At 43.4% G+C, this 17,033-nt stretch carries 16 protein-coding genes, 1 tRNA gene and 1 pseudogene; 15 read left to right on the top strand and 3 right to left on the bottom strand.

Going from position 1 to position 17,033, the window contains the following annotated elements:
- Positions 1-47: 47 nt before the first annotated feature.
- Positions 48-953 carry a LysR family transcriptional regulator gene (locus V7Q49_RS07865; protein ID WP_333850166.1) on the top strand — a complete coding sequence of 302 codons (906 nt, stop codon included), beginning with the start codon at positions 48-50 and terminating at the stop codon, positions 951-953.
- Between the two features lie 490 nt (positions 954-1,443).
- Here V7Q49_RS07865 and V7Q49_RS07860 read toward each other — a convergent pair.
- A tRNA-Ser gene (locus tag V7Q49_RS07860) sits at positions 1,444-1,531 on the bottom strand.
- A 228-nt stretch (positions 1,532-1,759) separates the two neighbouring features.
- On the opposite strand from V7Q49_RS07860, the gene ghrA reads away from it, so the two are divergent.
- The 7 genes and pseudogenes from ghrA to V7Q49_RS07825 all read left to right on the top strand — a co-directional run bounded on the left by ghrA (position 1,760) and on the right by V7Q49_RS07825 (position 8,730).
- Complete coding sequence (ghrA, locus tag V7Q49_RS07855) at positions 1,760-2,698, top strand: glyoxylate/hydroxypyruvate reductase GhrA (RefSeq protein WP_333850165.1); 939 nt, start codon at positions 1,760-1,762, stop codon at positions 2,696-2,698.
- Positions 2,699-2,781: 83 nt separating this feature from the next.
- Positions 2,782-3,186 (top strand): annotated as a pseudogene (locus V7Q49_RS07850) (PHP domain-containing protein); the annotation flags it as partial.
- A gap of 52 nt (positions 3,187-3,238) precedes the next feature.
- The gene (locus V7Q49_RS07845; protein ID WP_333850164.1) at positions 3,239-5,029 is read left to right on the top strand and encodes a recombinase family protein; all 1,791 of its coding nucleotides are present in this window, start codon (positions 3,239-3,241) and stop codon (positions 5,027-5,029) included.
- A gap of 243 nt (positions 5,030-5,272) precedes the next feature.
- Positions 5,273-5,422, top strand: coding sequence for a hypothetical protein (locus V7Q49_RS07840; protein WP_333850163.1), 150 nt, complete (start codon positions 5,273-5,275; stop codon positions 5,420-5,422).
- A 177-nt stretch (positions 5,423-5,599) separates the two neighbouring features.
- Positions 5,600-6,211: a hypothetical protein gene (locus V7Q49_RS07835; protein WP_333850162.1), complete on the top strand. Its 612-nt coding sequence runs from the start codon at positions 5,600-5,602 to the stop codon at positions 6,209-6,211.
- Between the two features lie 102 nt (positions 6,212-6,313).
- Positions 6,314-7,711 (top strand): hypothetical protein, encoded by a 1,398-nt coding sequence (locus tag V7Q49_RS07830; RefSeq protein WP_333850161.1) that lies wholly within the window; start codon positions 6,314-6,316, stop codon positions 7,709-7,711.
- Between the two features lie 722 nt (positions 7,712-8,433).
- Positions 8,434-8,730 carry a hypothetical protein gene (locus V7Q49_RS07825; RefSeq protein WP_333850160.1) on the top strand — a complete coding sequence of 99 codons (297 nt, stop codon included), beginning with the start codon at positions 8,434-8,436 and terminating at the stop codon, positions 8,728-8,730.
- A gap of 754 nt (positions 8,731-9,484) precedes the next feature.
- Here the strand turns inward: V7Q49_RS07825 and V7Q49_RS07820 are convergent.
- Positions 9,485-10,111, bottom strand: a complete 627-nt coding sequence (locus V7Q49_RS07820; RefSeq protein WP_333850159.1) for a hypothetical protein — start codon at positions 10,109-10,111, stop codon at positions 9,485-9,487.
- A 193-nt stretch (positions 10,112-10,304) separates the two neighbouring features.
- Complete coding sequence (locus V7Q49_RS07815; protein ID WP_333850158.1) at positions 10,305-11,069, bottom strand: hypothetical protein; 765 nt, start codon at positions 11,067-11,069, stop codon at positions 10,305-10,307.
- 414 nt (positions 11,070-11,483) lie between these two features.
- Between V7Q49_RS07815 and V7Q49_RS07810 the strand changes: the two genes are divergently transcribed.
- The 7 genes from V7Q49_RS07810 to V7Q49_RS07780 all read left to right on the top strand — a co-directional run bounded on the left by V7Q49_RS07810 (position 11,484) and on the right by V7Q49_RS07780 (position 17,018).
- The gene (locus V7Q49_RS07810; RefSeq protein WP_333850157.1) at positions 11,484-11,750 is read left to right on the top strand and encodes a hypothetical protein; all 267 of its coding nucleotides are present in this window, start codon (positions 11,484-11,486) and stop codon (positions 11,748-11,750) included.
- Between the two features lie 322 nt (positions 11,751-12,072).
- Entirely contained in the window at positions 12,073-12,531 is a 459-nt protein-coding gene (locus V7Q49_RS07805) for a hypothetical protein (protein WP_333850156.1), read from the top strand.
- 463 nt (positions 12,532-12,994) lie between these two features.
- On the top strand, positions 12,995-13,324 hold the full coding sequence (locus tag V7Q49_RS07800) for a hypothetical protein (protein ID WP_333850155.1): 330 nt from the start codon (positions 12,995-12,997) through the stop codon (positions 13,322-13,324).
- Positions 13,325-13,502: 178 nt separating this feature from the next.
- Complete coding sequence (locus tag V7Q49_RS07795) at positions 13,503-13,844, top strand: hypothetical protein (protein ID WP_333850154.1); 342 nt, start codon at positions 13,503-13,505, stop codon at positions 13,842-13,844.
- A 199-nt stretch (positions 13,845-14,043) separates the two neighbouring features.
- A complete protein-coding gene (locus V7Q49_RS07790; RefSeq protein ID WP_333850153.1) occupies positions 14,044-14,730 on the top strand; it encodes a hypothetical protein in 687 nt (228 codons plus the stop codon).
- Positions 14,657-16,540 (top strand): terminase gpA endonuclease subunit, encoded by a 1,884-nt coding sequence (locus V7Q49_RS07785; protein ID WP_333850152.1) that lies wholly within the window; start codon positions 14,657-14,659, stop codon positions 16,538-16,540. The genes V7Q49_RS07790 and V7Q49_RS07785 overlap by 74 nt, the downstream gene beginning before the upstream one ends.
- A gap of 13 nt (positions 16,541-16,553) precedes the next feature.
- Positions 16,554-17,018 (top strand): hypothetical protein, encoded by a 465-nt coding sequence (locus tag V7Q49_RS07780; protein WP_333850151.1) that lies wholly within the window; start codon positions 16,554-16,556, stop codon positions 17,016-17,018.
- The last annotated feature ends 15 nt before the right edge of the window (positions 17,019-17,033 follow it).

Raw genomic sequence — 17,033 nt, 5'->3', positions numbered from 1 at the left:
AGCAAAAATGACATGCACTGTTCCTGAAATGGAACGACGAGGGCGTTATGCAGGATCTCAATGATTTCATGTGGTTTGTGAAGGTGGTGGATCACGGTGGCTTCGCGGCGGCGGGCCGGGCGCTTGATGAGCCTAAATCCAAACTCAGCCGTCGGATTGCCCAGCTGGAGACGCGGCTCGGGGTGCGCTTGATCCAGCGCACCACCCGCCAGTTTGCGGTTACGGAGGTGGGGCACACCTTCTATCAGCACTGCAAGGCGATGCTGGTAGAGGCCGAGGCGGCAGAGGAGGCCGTTGCGGCGTTGCAAGCCGAACCCCGCGGCATGGTGAGGATCACCTGCCCGGTAACGCTCCTGCATGTTCACGTGGGGCCGATGCTGGCGCGGTTTATGGCGCGCTATCCCGGCATTAATTTGCAGCTTGAGGCGACCAACCGGCGGGTGGATCTGGTGGCGGAGGGCATCGATGTGGCAATCCGCGTGCGCCCGCGCCCCTTTGACGACAGCGATCTGGTCCTGCGGGTGTTGGCCGACAGGGGCCACTGTCTGGTGGCGGCCCCGGAACTGATCGCCCGGCTGGGCACGCCGGGGGTGCCGTCTGAACTTAGCGCCTGGCCCGGTCTGAGTATGGGGGAGGGGAAACAGGTACATAAGTGGGCGCTCAGCGGGCCGGAAGGGGCCAGGGCGGAGATCCATTTTCAACCGCGGCTGATCACCACCGACATGCTGGCGCTGCGCGAGGCGGCAATGGCGGGTGTGGGGCTGGTGCAGTTGCCAATTTTGATGGTCAAAGACCAGCTGGCATCAGGGGAACTGATAAAAGTGCTTGAGGCGTGGGAGCCGCGTCGGGAGGTGATCCATGCGGTCTATCCTTCGCGGCGCGGGCTGTTACCGTCCGTCAGAACGCTGGTGGATTTTTTAACCGCGGAGTACGCGAGGATGGTGGAGGAGTGAGGGGCCCAGAGCGCACAGCGTTAAATTCTGCGAAAACGCCTGATGCGCTGTGCTTATCAGGCCTACGGGTGCAGTGATGTTTGTGGGTTTTGTAGGTCGGGTAAGCGAAGCGCCGCCCGACGCTTTGTTCCCTCTCCACTTTGGGGAGAGGGTTAGGGTGAGGGGCCCAGAGCGCACTTCGTTGCATTCTGCGAAAACGCCTGATGCGCTGCGCTTATCAGGCCTACGGGTGCAGTGATGTTTGTGGGTTTTGTAGGTCGGGTAAGCGCAGCGCCACCCGACGTTTGCAGACCGCACGGAGCCGCATTTCGCACCGGGAGGGATTGACTCGCTGCGCTCGCCCTGCGGGCAGCCCACTCACTGCGTTCGCGGTCTGTCCAACGGGCTGTCGCCCGTTGTCGAACCCTCGGTCGAGGGGTCTCATCCCTCCCGGTGGCGTGCGACATGCGAAAAAAAAGCCCGTACTTTCGTACGAGCTCTTCTTTAAATATGGCGGTGAGGGAGGGATTCGAACCCTCGATACGTTGCCGTATACACACTTTCCAGGCGTGCTCCTTCAGCCACTCGGACACCTCACCATATTGTCATCCCGTTGTTGCCGGGACGGGCGCTAATGTAAGGAAAAGCCTTACCTACGTCAATCAACTTTTTCAGTAAATTAGCCTGTTGAGACAAACTTCCACCAACCTGATCTCTAAATGTGCTGAAAGTGCCTCTTTTATCTACAACGACCTTACTCACAAAATTTGTTATGCTGCGATGCAGTTGAAAATGAACATAAAACAGCGCAACAGAAGGCAATCGCAATGGACATCATTTTTTACCACCCGACATTTGATAACGCTTACTGGATTAAAACACTTTCGGCGGCGCTGCCGAGGGCACGGGTTCGCGAGTGGAAACGCGGCGACAATGAACCGGCGGATTATGCTCTGGTGTGGCATCCCCCGGTAGAGATGCTGCAGGGGCGCAATCTCAAAGCGGTGTTTGCCCTCGGCGCCGGGGTGGACTCGATCCTCAGCAAGCTCAAGGCGCACCCGGAAATGCTGGCGGAGACGATCCCGCTGTTCCGCCTGGAAGATACCGGCATGGGCCAGCAGATGCAGGAGTATGCCGTAAGCCAGGTGCTGCACTGGTTCCGCCGCTTTGATGACTATCAGGCGTTAAAACAGCAGGCCCGCTGGGAGCCGCTGGCCGATTATCAGCGCGAAGATTTTACTATCGGGATCCTCGGGGCAGGGGTTCTGGGTTCTAAGGTGGCCGAGGCGCTGTCGCCCTGGGGCTTTCCGCTGCGCTGCTGGAGCCGCACCCGTAAGGACTACCCTGGCGTCACCAGCTTTGCCGGGATGGACGAACTGCCGCAGTTTTTACAGGGCACGCGAGTGCTGATTAACCTCCTGCCGAATACGGCGGAGACGGTTGGGATCATCAATAGCGATCTGCTGAACCAGCTGGCGGATAACAGCTACCTGATGAACCTGGCGCGCGGTGTCCACCTGGTCGAGGCCGATCTGCTGGCGGCGCTGGAGCGTGGCAAGCTGAAAGGGGCGATGCTGGATGTTTACAGTAAAGAGCCGTTGCCTGCCGACCATCCTTTATGGGCCCACCCGCGCGTGGCCATGACGCCGCACGTGGCGGCGGTAACGCGTCCGGCAGAAGCGGTCGCGTATATCGCGCGCACCATTAGCCAACTGGAGAAAGGCGAGCCGGTCACCGGGCAGGTCGACAGGCAGCGCGGTTACTGAGTCAAACCCGGCCTTCGCCGGGTTTTTGCTAATAAACGCCTGGGATAACTGCTATCCTTTGGGAAACACGAGAGGAGAGAACGATGTACCCCGTTGACCTGCATATGCACACCGTCGCCAGTACTCACGCCTATAGCAATCTTCATGACTACATCGCCCAGGCAAAGCTTAAGGACATTAAACTTTTTGCGATCACCGATCATGGTCCGGATATGGCCGATGCTCCGCACTACTGGCACTTTGTGAATATGCGCATCTGGCCGCGGGTGGTGGACGGCGTGGGGATCCTGCGCGGGATTGAGGCCAACATCAAAAACACCCAGGGTGAAATTGACTGTACCGGCCCGATGCTGACCTCGCTGGATCTGATCCTCGCCGGTTTTCATGAGCCGGTATTTGCCCCGCAGGACAAAGCCACCAACACTGAGGCGATGATTGCCACTATTGCCAGCGGCAACGTGCATATCATCAGCCATCCTGGTAAGCCTGTTATACTCTTCAGTAGATAAAACGCAAACAACAAAAATTCAGGTCAAGTATATGAAAACTCAACTGTATTCGTATGTTCGTTGGTCATCCGATAAGCAAACTGGAAACAGTTCACTTGAACGCCAAACCCGAAAATCAAAAGAGTACGCCGCACGTAACGGGCTGGAATGGGCAGAACTGCGTGATGAAGCAGTATCGGCTTATAAGGGTGCAAACTGGGATGAGAAGAAATCAGCATTAGGCGGGTTCATTGGTGCTGTTAAAATCGGTCTAGTACCGTCAGACTCATGGCTGTATGTAGAATCGTTAGACCGCCTTTCACGTCAAAACGTACTCGACGCGACAGAATGGTTTATCTCAGTACTGAAGCTGGGTATCACCATCGTTACAGGCCTGGATGAACACGTTTATAACAGGGAATCGATAGCGGCAAATGCTACTGGCTTGATGATGAGTATCATGTTGTTTGCCCGTGCTAATGAGGAGTCTGAGACAAAATCGAAGCGTGTTGTTAGTCATGCGAAACTGTTGATTGAGCGTCACAAAGAAGGTAAACCCGCCACGATTAAAAGTGCGGGAAGTCACGTATGGTGGATAGACTCTACTGGAGATGAAAAGGAGGCCGTTAAGCCTCATCCGGTTATGTGGGATGCCGCAAAAATGATCGTCGAAATGTGTAAAGAGGGTCATAGTGTTTTTAGAATTGTTGCAGCCTTGCGGGAGAGATACCCATATGGGTTTAAAGGTCGTGATTGGTCTGGTTCAACAATTAAAAATATGCGTGTGAATCCGGCGTTATATGGTTGTCGGATAATGCAGTTAGGTAAGGACGAGCATAAACTAGAAAACTATTATCCACCTTTATGTACTGAGGCTGAGTTCTATAGAATTCAAGAAGTCAAAAGCAATAACAAGTTCAGGGCAAATAAAAGTTCTAGCATTAGTTTACTAGGTGGTATGCGTTTAATTCGTTGCGGTCAGTGTAGCGGTACGATGAATACCTTAACTACTACAGACGGTAAAATACGCTACGTGTGCAGTAGTGGATTAGCGTCAAAAGGTGGTGGTTGTACTCGGTCATGGTCATTATCAGGTATTCTGATAGAACACTGCTTAATGATTGTACTCACACATGCGTATTTTGACGATTCAATACGTAATCAGAACTCAGCCACCGATCTTGATGGGCAGATCGAAAAGTATGAGGTTCGTATTGCTGAACTGAACACGGAAATCAAAAATATTGCATCTGGTATTGCTAAACATTATTCAGAAGCATTAGTAGAACTACTGGCAGCAGCAGAAAAAGAACGCAAGCAATTAGTACAGGAACTTGATAGAACCCATCAGAAGAAATTACTTCTCACTGCTAACACAGTGTTTGAAACGAATATGGTGAACTTCTTTGAGTTGATACAGTGGGGTATCATTTCTGATCCAACTCATGAAACACGAGTTAAGTTGCGTGAAATAGTACGGCGGTTAATGCGGTCTGTTGTCATTTATAAGTACGATGGTGTTGTTTCTTTGCAGTACTCATATAAAGAGGGTGAACACTTTGTATTTGAGGGTACAGGTAAACGTCATGAATGGACGTACTACATTAAACGCGACAAAGATACGAGTACTGTAGTTAGTGCTGATATCATCGAACAGGTTAAGAACCACAGGTTGATTAAAGATATCGAAACGTCTCTATACAATCTGGAGACGGCTCACGATGGTATGTTTAATATGGTACTGGATATGCTCGCTATCGTGAACTACCCAAAACTTAAGGGTTCTCAGTTCTGGCCTAAAAAGTCGAGTAGTGAACGTACAGTATTCAAGAAGCCAGCATAACAGTACTAGATATACAAAGAACCCGCTTAGGCGGGTTTTCTTGTTTATGGTTCATTTGAAGCTGTTTTACGAGAAATTTAATAAATAACTACGTTGGAACGATAAAGTACTGCTCATTTTTGGGATGAAAACCGTATGAGTGGTACAATAAGTATATCAAAACATATTGTATATCCCTGCAATTTTGAATGCCCCTGCAATGGGGGCTTTTTGCACGGAAAAATAACCAAATAAGGAACATCCATGTTCAAAGAAATCAAAACTAAACAAGTTACTGTAAAAATAACACCAACTATGGAGGAATGGCTAAATTCAGAATCAGTAAAACGCGGTATAACAAAAGCAGCACTAGTACAGCTACTAATCAACTCTGCCATGATAACAGGCAAGTAATTAAGTACTGTCATATTTCGAAGTAGAAGTACCCCAAAATAGCAGACAAAAAAACTCACAATGAAGTGAGTCGTTTTGCTGCATCAAAATATCAGTACTGCAATTTTTATGAGAAATGGCAGTACTTAACAACTACTAGGAAACGGAATTCCAGTAGCAACTACAAGGACGTAAAAAATGAGTAAAAAACTAGTATGCGGTATTGGCATAAACGACATACCCGACTTTTCAAAAACACGTGAAGGGAAAAACTGGTATGGAGTCATGAACAGGGGATATTCCTCAAAACTCAAAACGAAGCAACCAACATATGCAAATGTGACAGTACATCCTGATTGGTGGTGTTCATCGAATTTCAAGAATTCTGCGATTCATAACCACTATGTACCTGGATATAGCTTGGATAAAGACATTTTGATGCCTGGGAATACAGAGTACTCAGAGATGGCATGTCGTTACGTACCACAGTACTTGAATAACTTGCTGTTAGATCGAGGCAACGCACGCGGTTCGATGTTGGGTGTAACTGAAAACGGTAAAGGTTTTCAAGCCCGATGCTGTCAACTTCAAGCCAATGGCAAATATAAAAGAGTATGTCTTGGTACGTTTGAAAAACCTGAACATGCTCATGCCGCATGGCAAGCAGCAAAAATAGTAGCAATTGAAAAGACAATAGCGAGGTACAAAACTGAACCAATGCCGTTACGTGAAATCATCGCAGCATTGAAATTACGTATACGGAAACTGAAAAATGATATTCGTAAAAAACGCATAACAGTAAAACTGTAAACGAATAACGGAAGCGTATTCCAATACACTTCCGTTAAATACTATGCAGTACTGAACCATCAATTCAGTACTGCCAACTCTAACTTACAAGGATGTAAAAAAATGCTAAAATTTAGTCAAGGCGATTGTGGATCGCATAAAACATATTCAATGATTGAAATGATAAAACGTACTGATATACCTTATTTATTGGTACATTCAGAACTGCAATTGATGAAACAGTCAGCCGCAGCGTTAGGTGATATCTGTACGGTAATATCATCTGAAACTCATAGCAATGTCGAATACGCAGTAAACCAATTTCTCAAAGAACCGACGCACAGAGTACTGATTATCAGTGAGCGTGCATTTTTGCGTATTTCAGATCTGTCATTGCCCAAAAATCGTAAAATATTTCTCGATGATGTTGTTAGTTTTCATTGTTACAAGGTAATCAACACTGAGAAAAAACATGAAGTACACAAACAGTTGTTCACAAGTTTCACGGATCTCGATAAACAGTACTGTACCGCTGTTCCAATTACCCGTTTCAATGATGATCTGCTATCCGATATTCATCAACGTTTTGAATTCATCGATCTATATGACGAATTCAGAATGAACAGTAATTTTTTCAGTACTAAAATTCAGGACGGGCATGAAGTGTACAGGGATGAATGTAACCAGTTGTCGATCATGGCATGGGTCAATATTCAAAAGTATGTAGATGCTGGCCTAGATATGACATTCATGGCGAACAGCTTCACAGAGTCACTACTGTACCGTTCGAATCCTGGACTGTTTACAGAAGTCACAATGTCATTGCGGCAGCGTGTAGTGCCAGTGAGTGATCGACTCAAGGTGTACTATTTCCTCGATAAGAAACGCTTTACCAGTACTTTCAGAACTGACAACCCTGATGCACTGCCTACCATTGCACAGTACATAGAACAGAACGTAACGGGGCAGTACTACTATACGTCGAACAGTTCAACTAAAGGCGACATGAGTAAGATCCTCAGTTCAGGGCAGTACATTTCACCGAACAGCCGTGGCATGAACGCGTACCAGAGCTACACAACAGCGGTATGGCTTGCCTCAATGAAACCTAGCCCTGTTGAAGTCGTGATGTGTCGTGAGCAGTTCGGCATTACGGGCCAGGATCTGGTGCAGGCCAGGGAGTTTGAGAACCTATACCAGTTCATCAACCGTTCGAATCTGCGTGATTACGATTCTCAGTCTGAGATCGTTGTATACGTAGTAGATAGAGAACAGGCTGAGTCATTGGGTACTGCTAACATCCATCATATCGATCTGGGTCTGGAAGATGACAGTACTGAAAAGTTGAAACCAGGACGCCCGGAAGTATTCAATGCAGATGACAAGAAGCTGAGAAAAGCATTCAGTACGTTACAGTCGAGACATAAGGGCGATGTCAGTACTGAACAGTTCGATAAATGGTGTACTAAGAAGAAGCTGACAGAACAGCAGATAGAGATGTTACGAGGAATGATGAAGTAAACGAAAGGCCGCTTAATTGCGGTCTTTTTTATTGGCTGATCGTAATGCGGAAATCACTAACGTGGGTTAACTAGGGTAGTGTGGGGGTAGTAACTTAGACAGTTAGAAGTATTGAGCGAGTTGAACACGAGCAGGACAACCCGAACGCAGCGAAGCGTAGTCGAGGGCGTCAGTACACAAGACACGTCAGTGAGCGAAGCGAACGACAGTTGTATTCAATAATTCATTAGTTCAGTCATTACTGATCAAACTAATAATAAGAGAAAACAGGGAATACGAATACGGAGCGGAGCGGAGTATGAGGATTACCCCGACCGAACGAGCAACGCTCGTTTGTGTCTCGATTCATAATGTAATGAATAATGAAATAGTCCAATAGCTCGCGTGCTCGCTAATTGAACTACGCATACGGTTTCTCGGTTTTATCGCCGTCTGCGACGACTCTAAAACACTCAAACCTTTGCTTTTCTCAGAAATAGATCTAAGTAAATGAGGAAAAAACTACCTTAAACCTATATAGGTAAATAATTCCACATTTTAAGTTTCAACACATGGTAGTGAATTCCGCATACGTCTAGATGGCTAAACGCAGTAAACAGTACTGGATGAGAATCACGCATTGCTGCTCTACAACCAACACAGACCCTTTGAATACTGATTAATCTATGGAACAATGATTTGCTATCTGTTCAGATGCACTACTGAATACTTCTGGGGTAATAATGAAAAAAATCTTACTGGCGGCATTAGTTTTAAGTTCTTTTGCAGCCAATGCAGCATATATTGATGAGGGTTTTGCCTGTGATAGCACAGATCATCTCATCGAGCTTTCGGAAGCATGGAATCAAAATGACATGGCAACTATACAAAAACTGGTAGTTGCAGGTGAGTGTGACACTATACATGAGCATCGCGAAGTAATAGGCGTCATGAATCCTGGCAATGGTTACGTGGTATTCAGATTTGAGGATACCGATAAAACCGGAGTGACTTTAACAAAGTTCCTTAAAGATTATTAAAGTAACAACACTACCAGTACTGAACCATACTGCGACACGGTTAAGTACTGGCAGGAAACTAGGTACTAATAACCGTCGTTACATTCTGCTTCTTTGCACTCATACTTATACAGATTGCCGCTCGCATCAACACCTGAGATCTGGTATTCACCGTTCCCTTTATTGTGTTTAGTTTGACGCCACCGGGCACCATTTGCAGCCGTACCTCTAGTTATGGTGTCATCTCCCCGAACTCGAGTACGTTCTTCCCATGTTGCCCCAGATGTTTTGTTGTGTCCTTTTATCTCTGTAATTTCTTCTCCGCTTGAACTCATAGTTCTAGTAATAGTGTGTGTGTCACCATTATCAAAGGTACATATGCTGTGATAGTAATTCCCAGTACAGGATGAATGAGCTGCTGCTGAACATACAACGGCATATAACAAAATAGTTATTCTCAACCGATTCATTTCTATTCCATCATTATTAGTGGTATAAAAATCATTAAAGATCTTTATATGTATGCATGGACAACTAAATGAAAAGAACCATTTGTACGGCAAAATGGGAGGTACATAGTACTGCACAGTGCAGCCGTTACTAACCTCCTAAAAATGGGAGGGTTTTGGCCTTTAAGTATGTCAGGTATTATCGTAAAACGTGATGTTCATCAAGTACTGAACCGTAATGAGGTGTTAGGGAGGGTTCAGTACTGGTTTAGAGTTCTACCAGTACTAAGTACTACCGCTTTATTATTCAAGGATGCCAAATACCATTATAGCCCATCAATACTGAAATTCTTGGAAAACTCATCATATTCTCTACGCCAATCAACTTGACGTTTTTTGTAAGTCTCTGCAAAGTCGGACTCAGAGTAATATCCTATACGAGTATATGCAGTCAAAGTGATTAGCGGCTTGGTACTTTTCGGGCTGCCTGATTTGTTAATACAGAACACAACATCGCCACATTTATAAAGAAACGTTGCGTTGTCATATTGCCCAGATCCCATATCAAATTCTTCAAATATGTCCGTTACGCCACTACTCACTGCTCTTCGAACAAAATCACCAAAATTATCTCTCAAGATTTCATTCAATTGAGCGAAAGTCATTATGTTTGTGTCTTTAAATGATAAAGTTACAAGATGTATGATGCCATCCAGTACATTCATATCCATACTGACACTAAAACCCATAAATTCCAGGTCATTACAATGATGTCGAATTGCTTTGAATTTAAGTTTTCTAAGTTGCTGTAACCCACTGTCATCTAACTCATAATCAATATGATCATCAGTTAGTACATCAAATTTCTTAGATGTACTATGTGGAAAATCATTATGTTCTGACACTTCCAGAAAAGCTGAATAATCATCATTAATCGGTAAAGTCAAAATCATTGCTGAAGCCTCAAGAACAGTATGAAGTTACTTCTTATAGTACTGCACCTTGCAACTGTTGACTATCCCTAAAGAATGACAGATTTTGTGCGTAAACTTCTTGTACTGAACTGTAGCTATCAGACCTTAAAACAGTTCAGTACTGGTATAGAATGCAACCAGTACTGAGTACTACCAAAATAAGTAGAAGTTATTAGCGGAGCTTCCAGGTTTCAATCAGATGCTCAGCGGTCAACAGTTTAAGAATTAATTCTTCTGATGATTTATTATTACTAAATGATGAAATGTATTTACTGATTTCGGTAAGATTAACGCCGTGAGTTTGATAATTTAACTCCATATAAAGAGCACCGTTCGTGACATCAATTTTGTCAAAGAATTCTTTAGCTTCACTTGAAATGGTATGACCATATTTCTCTTCAAAAGAAACAGCAGATGGATTATTGAATGTTTCAACCGCGTGTATGAAATTAGCATCCAGATATAGACGTGCTGCAACAGCAGAAGCATCAAAGCTATTAAAGATTTTGGTATCAAGAAAACTGACAATCTGTTGCAGATTAGAATTTGATGGCGGCATTTCAACGCCATCGTTCCACAAATCCCGAATGAGTTCACTAACAGCAGTCTTCTGATCTGTAAAGCTCAACTTATTTTGCTCTAAGATGGCTGTAAATTTCATTAGCACCATGCGGTTGAAAGCCTCATTGTTAAAAAGGTGGTCTAAGTAATTACCTGGCACACCTTGTTTTGAGCTGAGACTTCTCACGACACCGATAAACTCATTCCTTTTGTTATCGTTATTAATCCAGGTTGGACGATAAAGTTCATCCGTTTCATCTATGGTTCTTTTTGCTCGTGCAACTACTGCATGATACCTGCGTGTTTTTGCTTTGTTGTAACCGCCAAGAATTACATAACCTAACCATGCTAAAATTAGTAAGCCGATGATTTCCATATGTATACCCTGCTATTCAATGTCTGATTATTAATTTCAATTTTAATTATTAGTACTACAACCACCCACCATAACTTTATGTCATCTCGATTTAAGCCCTCGTAATGGATTGTTTACCCCTACTAAAGATAGTGGGATTAAAACAGTTATAAACGATTGTGTACGGGTTGTATACGCCGCCCTGCATCAGGTCATTGCTCCCACAACGAAGACCCAGGCGAAGCCTTAACACCACTACTTTAGTGGTAAACGTAACTTATCAGTAGCCCTTAACTACCATAATAGGTAGGGGAAATGTCTTAAATATTGATCGTTATTGCCTATTGATGTAATTAATATTAACGATTTGACCGATCGATAAAATGATGAGCTTTTTTGCAATGGATAAGCAACCTTAGGTGCTGGAGAATTTTAATGATTAAAATGATAGGGTTAACTTTACTGATGGTTTCAGTCACAGCTTTTGCCGCTGATGACAAGGGCCTGAAAGAAGAAGAAGAGAAAGCACAGCGTGAAATTACACTCTCAGGCTATCAGTGCGATCAGGTAGACAGCATCAAGATCGAAACGAGCTGGTTCTCAAGCGGAACGACCTCAAACGTCACATGCGATAAAGCGTACCATTTTAAAATTCGTTATAAGGGTGATACGCGGGTTAGCGTTGAAGTGGTGACAATGTAGTGTCATGTTAAAAGAAAGGGGCAGTACTGGCATCTTAAGTCCAGTACTGCCCCTTCTTAAAAATTCCATAGTTGCCAGCATCAGTACTTAATCAGGGTACGTTAATTACGAGTACTAATGACGATTAGGAAAATATTTAAAGTACTTCATAAAATACCACATCAATATTCCAGTACTTAGAACTTAATATCGAGACTCATATTTCAGTACTGCGATTTTTATAATAAAAAATAATTGACAACATCATCCCCAATCCATATTATCCATCTCGCACAATGAGTGGATTACCCTCATACATATAAATCCTATGAGGAAGAACGAAATGAAAGCTCTGAAAAAAACATACTCAGTAAAAATCGGTGAAGAAAATGGTGGAGATTTATACGAACTGGTAATTGATTTTGCTTCAAATGAAAAGTCGTATAGTACGCAAGTCGCAAAAGATATTGATGGTAATGATAATTGGCAATGGGTGACTGTACCGATTGAATGCCCACATATGATTAAAAACATTGACATGTTGGTACAGAATGACAACCGTGTAGTAGGTATCGAAATCACATTTGAAGATGGCTCATATGTGAATCATTTACGCTCTGCTCACCCTGATAGTCTTTTCGTTAATACTGAAAAGCATGGTGAATATCTTTTCCACATCCATAACAGGGAAGTGCCAAACCCAGACAGTGAAATCTATGAGAATGAATTAGTCTGGTCATTGTGCTGGGATCACTTCCCGTCAAATTGGATCAATGAGCATGGTGAATTAGAGCAAATCTAAATCATCCAGTGGTTCAGGAATACCGAACCGCTTAACCTTTAATATTCAGAGTAAATACTCAAACACACATGAGTACTTACAATGAGAACCTCTATACAACTACCAGCAGTTGGCAGTACTGAACTCTATTTCGAGATAGTTCAGGAACTATTAGCCGTCCTAGATTGTGAACCACTAATCAAATTAGATATGCAGTACGATGAATATAACGAACTACTACATATCTTCTTTAGCCATCCTGATCCCGCCCTAGAACAACAGCATATGATGCAAGGCCTTGTACTGCTCTATGGTCCAGGTTATCACTGGCTCTGTTAAAAGAACTGTACCCCGTCATCTGATACATCTTCTTAAAGTAAATTCATACTTTAGTGCTTGTGCTTCAGGCTACAATATTGATAACGAAGCGTTGCAGTAACACGTTAGATAAAGTGTCCAAAGACTGATAGCAGGGTCTACCCAGATGAAAAGTGCCAAACAGGTTATTCAAGAGATCGCCGCTGAATCGAGAACCTATGATTCAATGACTGATGAAGAGCTAAACGACAAAACGTGCAATGCGTTGAGATTGATTGAAAAATTTGAAATGGCAACTGAGATTAGTGACGTACCTCACTCATCCGAGATTGGAAAGGCGTGTTGCTTACTCTTAACGATGTCTCATCAGTATTCTAATTATAGACATTGGGAAACTGTTGAAAATTTGTACAGTGGTTTAACCCCGAATCAACTCATTATTATAATGCCCTCAGTACTGGCATTACGTGATGACTATCTCAAAATTTATGGTTAATATTTGTACAGATCTGTACGGTCTGCATCTAATAGACATAGCTTCTGATATGTGATTTGATGTGTGCATCGTATAGAGCTGTATTGAATAACTAGCAAATAAAGCCCACATCAGAAAACAAACTTGTAAATATCAAAAAGACCAATCTAACCATAAAAATAATTAAATCAGGAATAGAATGCAAAACTTACAGAATATTACACGGAATATCGCAGACGATACACTCGTATTTGAATCATTGTCTGCTGATGAAAGTATCAAACTGACCCACAACGCTTTAGAACTAATTTCGAAGTTTGAACAAGGTTCGGAAGAACCAACCGCTAAAGAACTGGGCAGGGCTTGTTGTTGTCTTCTGACTGTCGCAGAAGACTTTATGAATGTTGAGTACTGGCAAACTGTAGAAGAACTATATTCTGGTGTTAACTATTCGTTCTACAAAGAAGAAGTTATTGCAATACGTGATTACTATTTAGAATACCTCTCAGAACAGCCTGTATCACTTCATAAACAACGCTAGAAATATTAACGCACGGACGCGTTTAATTCAGTACAGACGCATACAGAGCGATACAGAAGCATTAAAAGGTACTCCCAGACAGGACAAGGCTCGCGTAGTTTCGGCAGCGAGTTCTTTTAAATGTATGTGCGATTTTTGATCAACGAACCACACCACAAAATATTCAGTACTGAATCCTTTCGTCATTTGATATTCAGTAATGGCAAGTGGAACACGTGGTAATAGTGATCCTTATAATACTGAAAAACACGTGTTCCACCTATTGTCTGTAGATGACAAAGCACCAGATGCAGTACTGAACCCTGATAAATATAAGAACAACAGTCAGGGAAATATTATGTCCACCTCAATTTCAATTAGAAAGTTAGGCCGTGATTACGGTTACGAACACAGTACTGTACTGGCATGGCAGAAACGCGGGATGCCTACAGACACAGAAGAGAATGCACGTGCATGGATCGTAGACAACATTTTAACGCCGCTACGTGATGGTGATGTACGAGACAAGATCGACCAGGCTCGACTACGCAAAATGCAGGCAGAGGCAGATTTAGCCGAAGCCGAAGTAAAGTTAAAATTGGATCAACTAATCGAAGCCGATGAAGTTCACAGAGAACTTACCCAGTACTTTAAAACGTTACGTGATTATATCCGCTCACTACCGAACAAAATTCAACATGAAGTTTTCGAACAAGATTCAGTACTCAAGGTTAAACGAGTACTACAGCAACGTATTGATGAATTATTGAATGAAATCGGTGATATGAAATTTGAAGTACCAGAAGAGGACGAACAAGGCAAGGATGCCGAAAATGAACAAGACAATAACAGTACTGAAAAATGCAGTACCAATTATCAAACCTCCACAGAAGTTAAAGCCCAGTGAATGGGCTGAAACTCATTTAGTACTGCCAGATGGTGCAGCAGCCGGACAGAAGTTACAGCTATATTCATTCCAGAAAGAGATGTTAGATATTATCGAGTCTGACCAGTACCGCAAGGTTGTTTATAAAACATCGGCACAGATTGCCAAAACCCTAACATTAAATTCAGCACTGTTCTATTGGATGGCTACTGATAGTTCTAATATGGGCATTGCACAAAGTTCATTATCTGAGCTTAAACAGTGGAAGTCAGCGAAAATTGACAAGACCATAGAGCAAGTACCAGTACTACAAGAATTAGTCACAGACAAGAACGACAAGACGAAAGCAAATAACCAACAGCAGACAGAACTAAAAGACGGTTCTTTCTTGTACTTCATGACTCTCGGGTCGGCTAAAGCCCTCAGAGGAAAAACGCTCAAGCGAATCATACTTGATGAAGTATCAGCAATAGACCAGAACTCACCAGAAGGTAATCCGATAAGACTTGCAGAACAACGTTCAACTGATTTCGGCCAGGAAGCAAAAATACTTATTTCAAGTACTCCCACATTTTCAGGAGATGCAATCGATGTTGAGTATCAGAACTCAGATCAACGTGAGTACTTTGTTAAGTGCATACACTGCCAGCATGAACACTCGTTGAAATGGGAGAACGTTAAGTTCAAATGGAAGAAAGCAGGTAAGCGTGATATCCCTGATTCCAGTACTGCAAAATTACACTGCCCAGAATGCCAGAAAGAAATAACAGAGTCACAGCGTATTAAAATGGTAGGTGGTGGGCGATGGATAGCACAGAACCCATCAGTAACTGATACAGCAGGTTTTTATATAAACCGCCTGTACAGTCCTAACAGTACTATTCAGGCTATTGCAAAAGAGTTTGAACTAGCCTGGTTCGAATATAACTATCAGTCATTTTACAATACAGTACTCGGACTTCATTATTCAGACCTTCAAGAAGAACTTGATGATCTAGCATTAGAGAACTTGCGTGATGATTCATTCGATTTATCACATATACCAGATTCAGTACTGGGAATTGTCGTAGGCTGTGATCAGCAATTAGACCGACTTGAAGCAACTGTATTAGGTTTTAACGAAACAGAACTATTTGTACTGGGTCATCGTTATTTCTACAGTCCTAACTGTGAAATCAAAGGGGCAAAAGCCTATACAGACCTTGCGACATTCTGTAATCAACGTTTCAAAACAGTATCCGGGCGTGAATTGCCAGTACTGAAAGTAGCTGTTGACGGTGGTAACGGTCGTGCAATGCAGACGGTACACAGTTTCTGTCAGCAGTATAAGAAGTTCGAAATGATTAAGGGCAGCTCGAATACCAAAGGTGACTTGTTCAAACGCAGTACCTCAGAAGGCCGTCAGTTCTACATGCTGAACGTACACGAGGGTAAGAACTGGGTACGCAGCCTGCTAAACAACGCAGTTGCAGGTAAAACAGATGCACCACTTACGCTACGGTTTGCACACGATCTACCTGATGACTATTTCGAACAGGTCACAGCAGAGAACTTAGAACGTTCTGGTAGTGGTGTTCGATGGAAGCAGATCACAGGCCGTCGTAATGAGGCACTTGATACGCTGGTGTACAGTCTCTGCATGATGAAACTGGCACTCAGTAAACTTGGCGGTCAACCATTCAAGAAACTGCGTGAATATCGCAGTAGCAAACGTACCGAAACTATCAGTACTGAACAATCGCAACCCGTAAAACAACCTTCCGAACAAAACAATAAATACTCTAAACCAACCACTAAGAAACCTAGCATTGGTAAATCATGGTTCGGCTAAGGAATAAATAACAATGAAAGAAACAATTTATATTGGTGAAGTACTTCACGAAGTACTGCCACCTAATAGCACAATTAAAATCGGAAATAGTACTGATACGTTATTCACACACAGCACACAGAACGATACTGAAACGGTAACTATCGACTCCACAGATTGGAAGCCGGGTTATTACTCAGTCGTATATAACAATAATGGTGAATTAACTATCAGTACTGTAACCGTCATTGATCCAATGGCTCAGACAGACCGATTAACAGAACTGCAATCACAGCTTGATGACATTAATAAAATCATCGCAGCCAGAATTAACGGTGATACACATACACTGACCATCAATAATAAGACACTTGTTAAAGAAGATCTTAATACATTGCTTAGTCTGAAAGGCAGTATCACTAAACAGGTCAACGACCTGAAACGCAAACTAACTACAGGCAATAAAGGCTTTTTCAAAAGTACTATCCATTGCCGCTAATAATGGAGATCACAA

Origin of the sequence: Leclercia sp., assembly GCF_036780805.1 — a bacterium.
Lineage (GTDB): Bacteria > Pseudomonadota > Gammaproteobacteria > Enterobacterales > Enterobacteriaceae > Enterobacter.
This window is presented reverse-complemented; position numbering and strand designations above follow the sequence as displayed.

Bases quoted from the DNA above. Each gene is read 5' to 3' on its own strand.
- V7Q49_RS07865 (WP_333850166.1), top strand. From the start codon at position 48: ATGCAGGATCTCAATGATTTCATGTGGTTTGTGAAGGTGGTGGATCAC.
- ghrA (WP_333850165.1), top strand. From the start codon at position 1,760: ATGGACATCATTTTTTACCACCCGACATTTGATAACGCTTACTGGATT.
- V7Q49_RS07845 (WP_333850164.1), top strand. From the start codon at position 3,239: ATGAAAACTCAACTGTATTCGTATGTTCGTTGGTCATCCGATAAGCAA.
- V7Q49_RS07840 (WP_333850163.1), top strand. From the start codon at position 5,273: ATGTTCAAAGAAATCAAAACTAAACAAGTTACTGTAAAAATAACACCA.
- V7Q49_RS07835 (WP_333850162.1), top strand. From the start codon at position 5,600: ATGAGTAAAAAACTAGTATGCGGTATTGGCATAAACGACATACCCGAC.
- V7Q49_RS07830 (WP_333850161.1), top strand. From the start codon at position 6,314: ATGCTAAAATTTAGTCAAGGCGATTGTGGATCGCATAAAACATATTCA.
- V7Q49_RS07825 (WP_333850160.1), top strand. From the start codon at position 8,434: ATGAAAAAAATCTTACTGGCGGCATTAGTTTTAAGTTCTTTTGCAGCC.
- V7Q49_RS07820 (WP_333850159.1), bottom strand. From the start codon at position 10,111: ATGATTTTGACTTTACCGATTAATGATGATTATTCAGCTTTTCTGGAA.
- V7Q49_RS07815 (WP_333850158.1), bottom strand. From the start codon at position 11,069: ATGGAAATCATCGGCTTACTAATTTTAGCATGGTTAGGTTATGTAATT.
- V7Q49_RS07810 (WP_333850157.1), top strand. From the start codon at position 11,484: ATGATTAAAATGATAGGGTTAACTTTACTGATGGTTTCAGTCACAGCT.
- V7Q49_RS07805 (WP_333850156.1), top strand. From the start codon at position 12,073: ATGAAAGCTCTGAAAAAAACATACTCAGTAAAAATCGGTGAAGAAAAT.
- V7Q49_RS07800 (WP_333850155.1), top strand. From the start codon at position 12,995: ATGAAAAGTGCCAAACAGGTTATTCAAGAGATCGCCGCTGAATCGAGA.
- V7Q49_RS07795 (WP_333850154.1), top strand. From the start codon at position 13,503: ATGCAAAACTTACAGAATATTACACGGAATATCGCAGACGATACACTC.
- V7Q49_RS07790 (WP_333850153.1), top strand. From the start codon at position 14,044: ATGGCAAGTGGAACACGTGGTAATAGTGATCCTTATAATACTGAAAAA.
- V7Q49_RS07785 (WP_333850152.1), top strand. From the start codon at position 14,657: ATGAACAAGACAATAACAGTACTGAAAAATGCAGTACCAATTATCAAA.
- V7Q49_RS07780 (WP_333850151.1), top strand. From the start codon at position 16,554: ATGAAAGAAACAATTTATATTGGTGAAGTACTTCACGAAGTACTGCCA.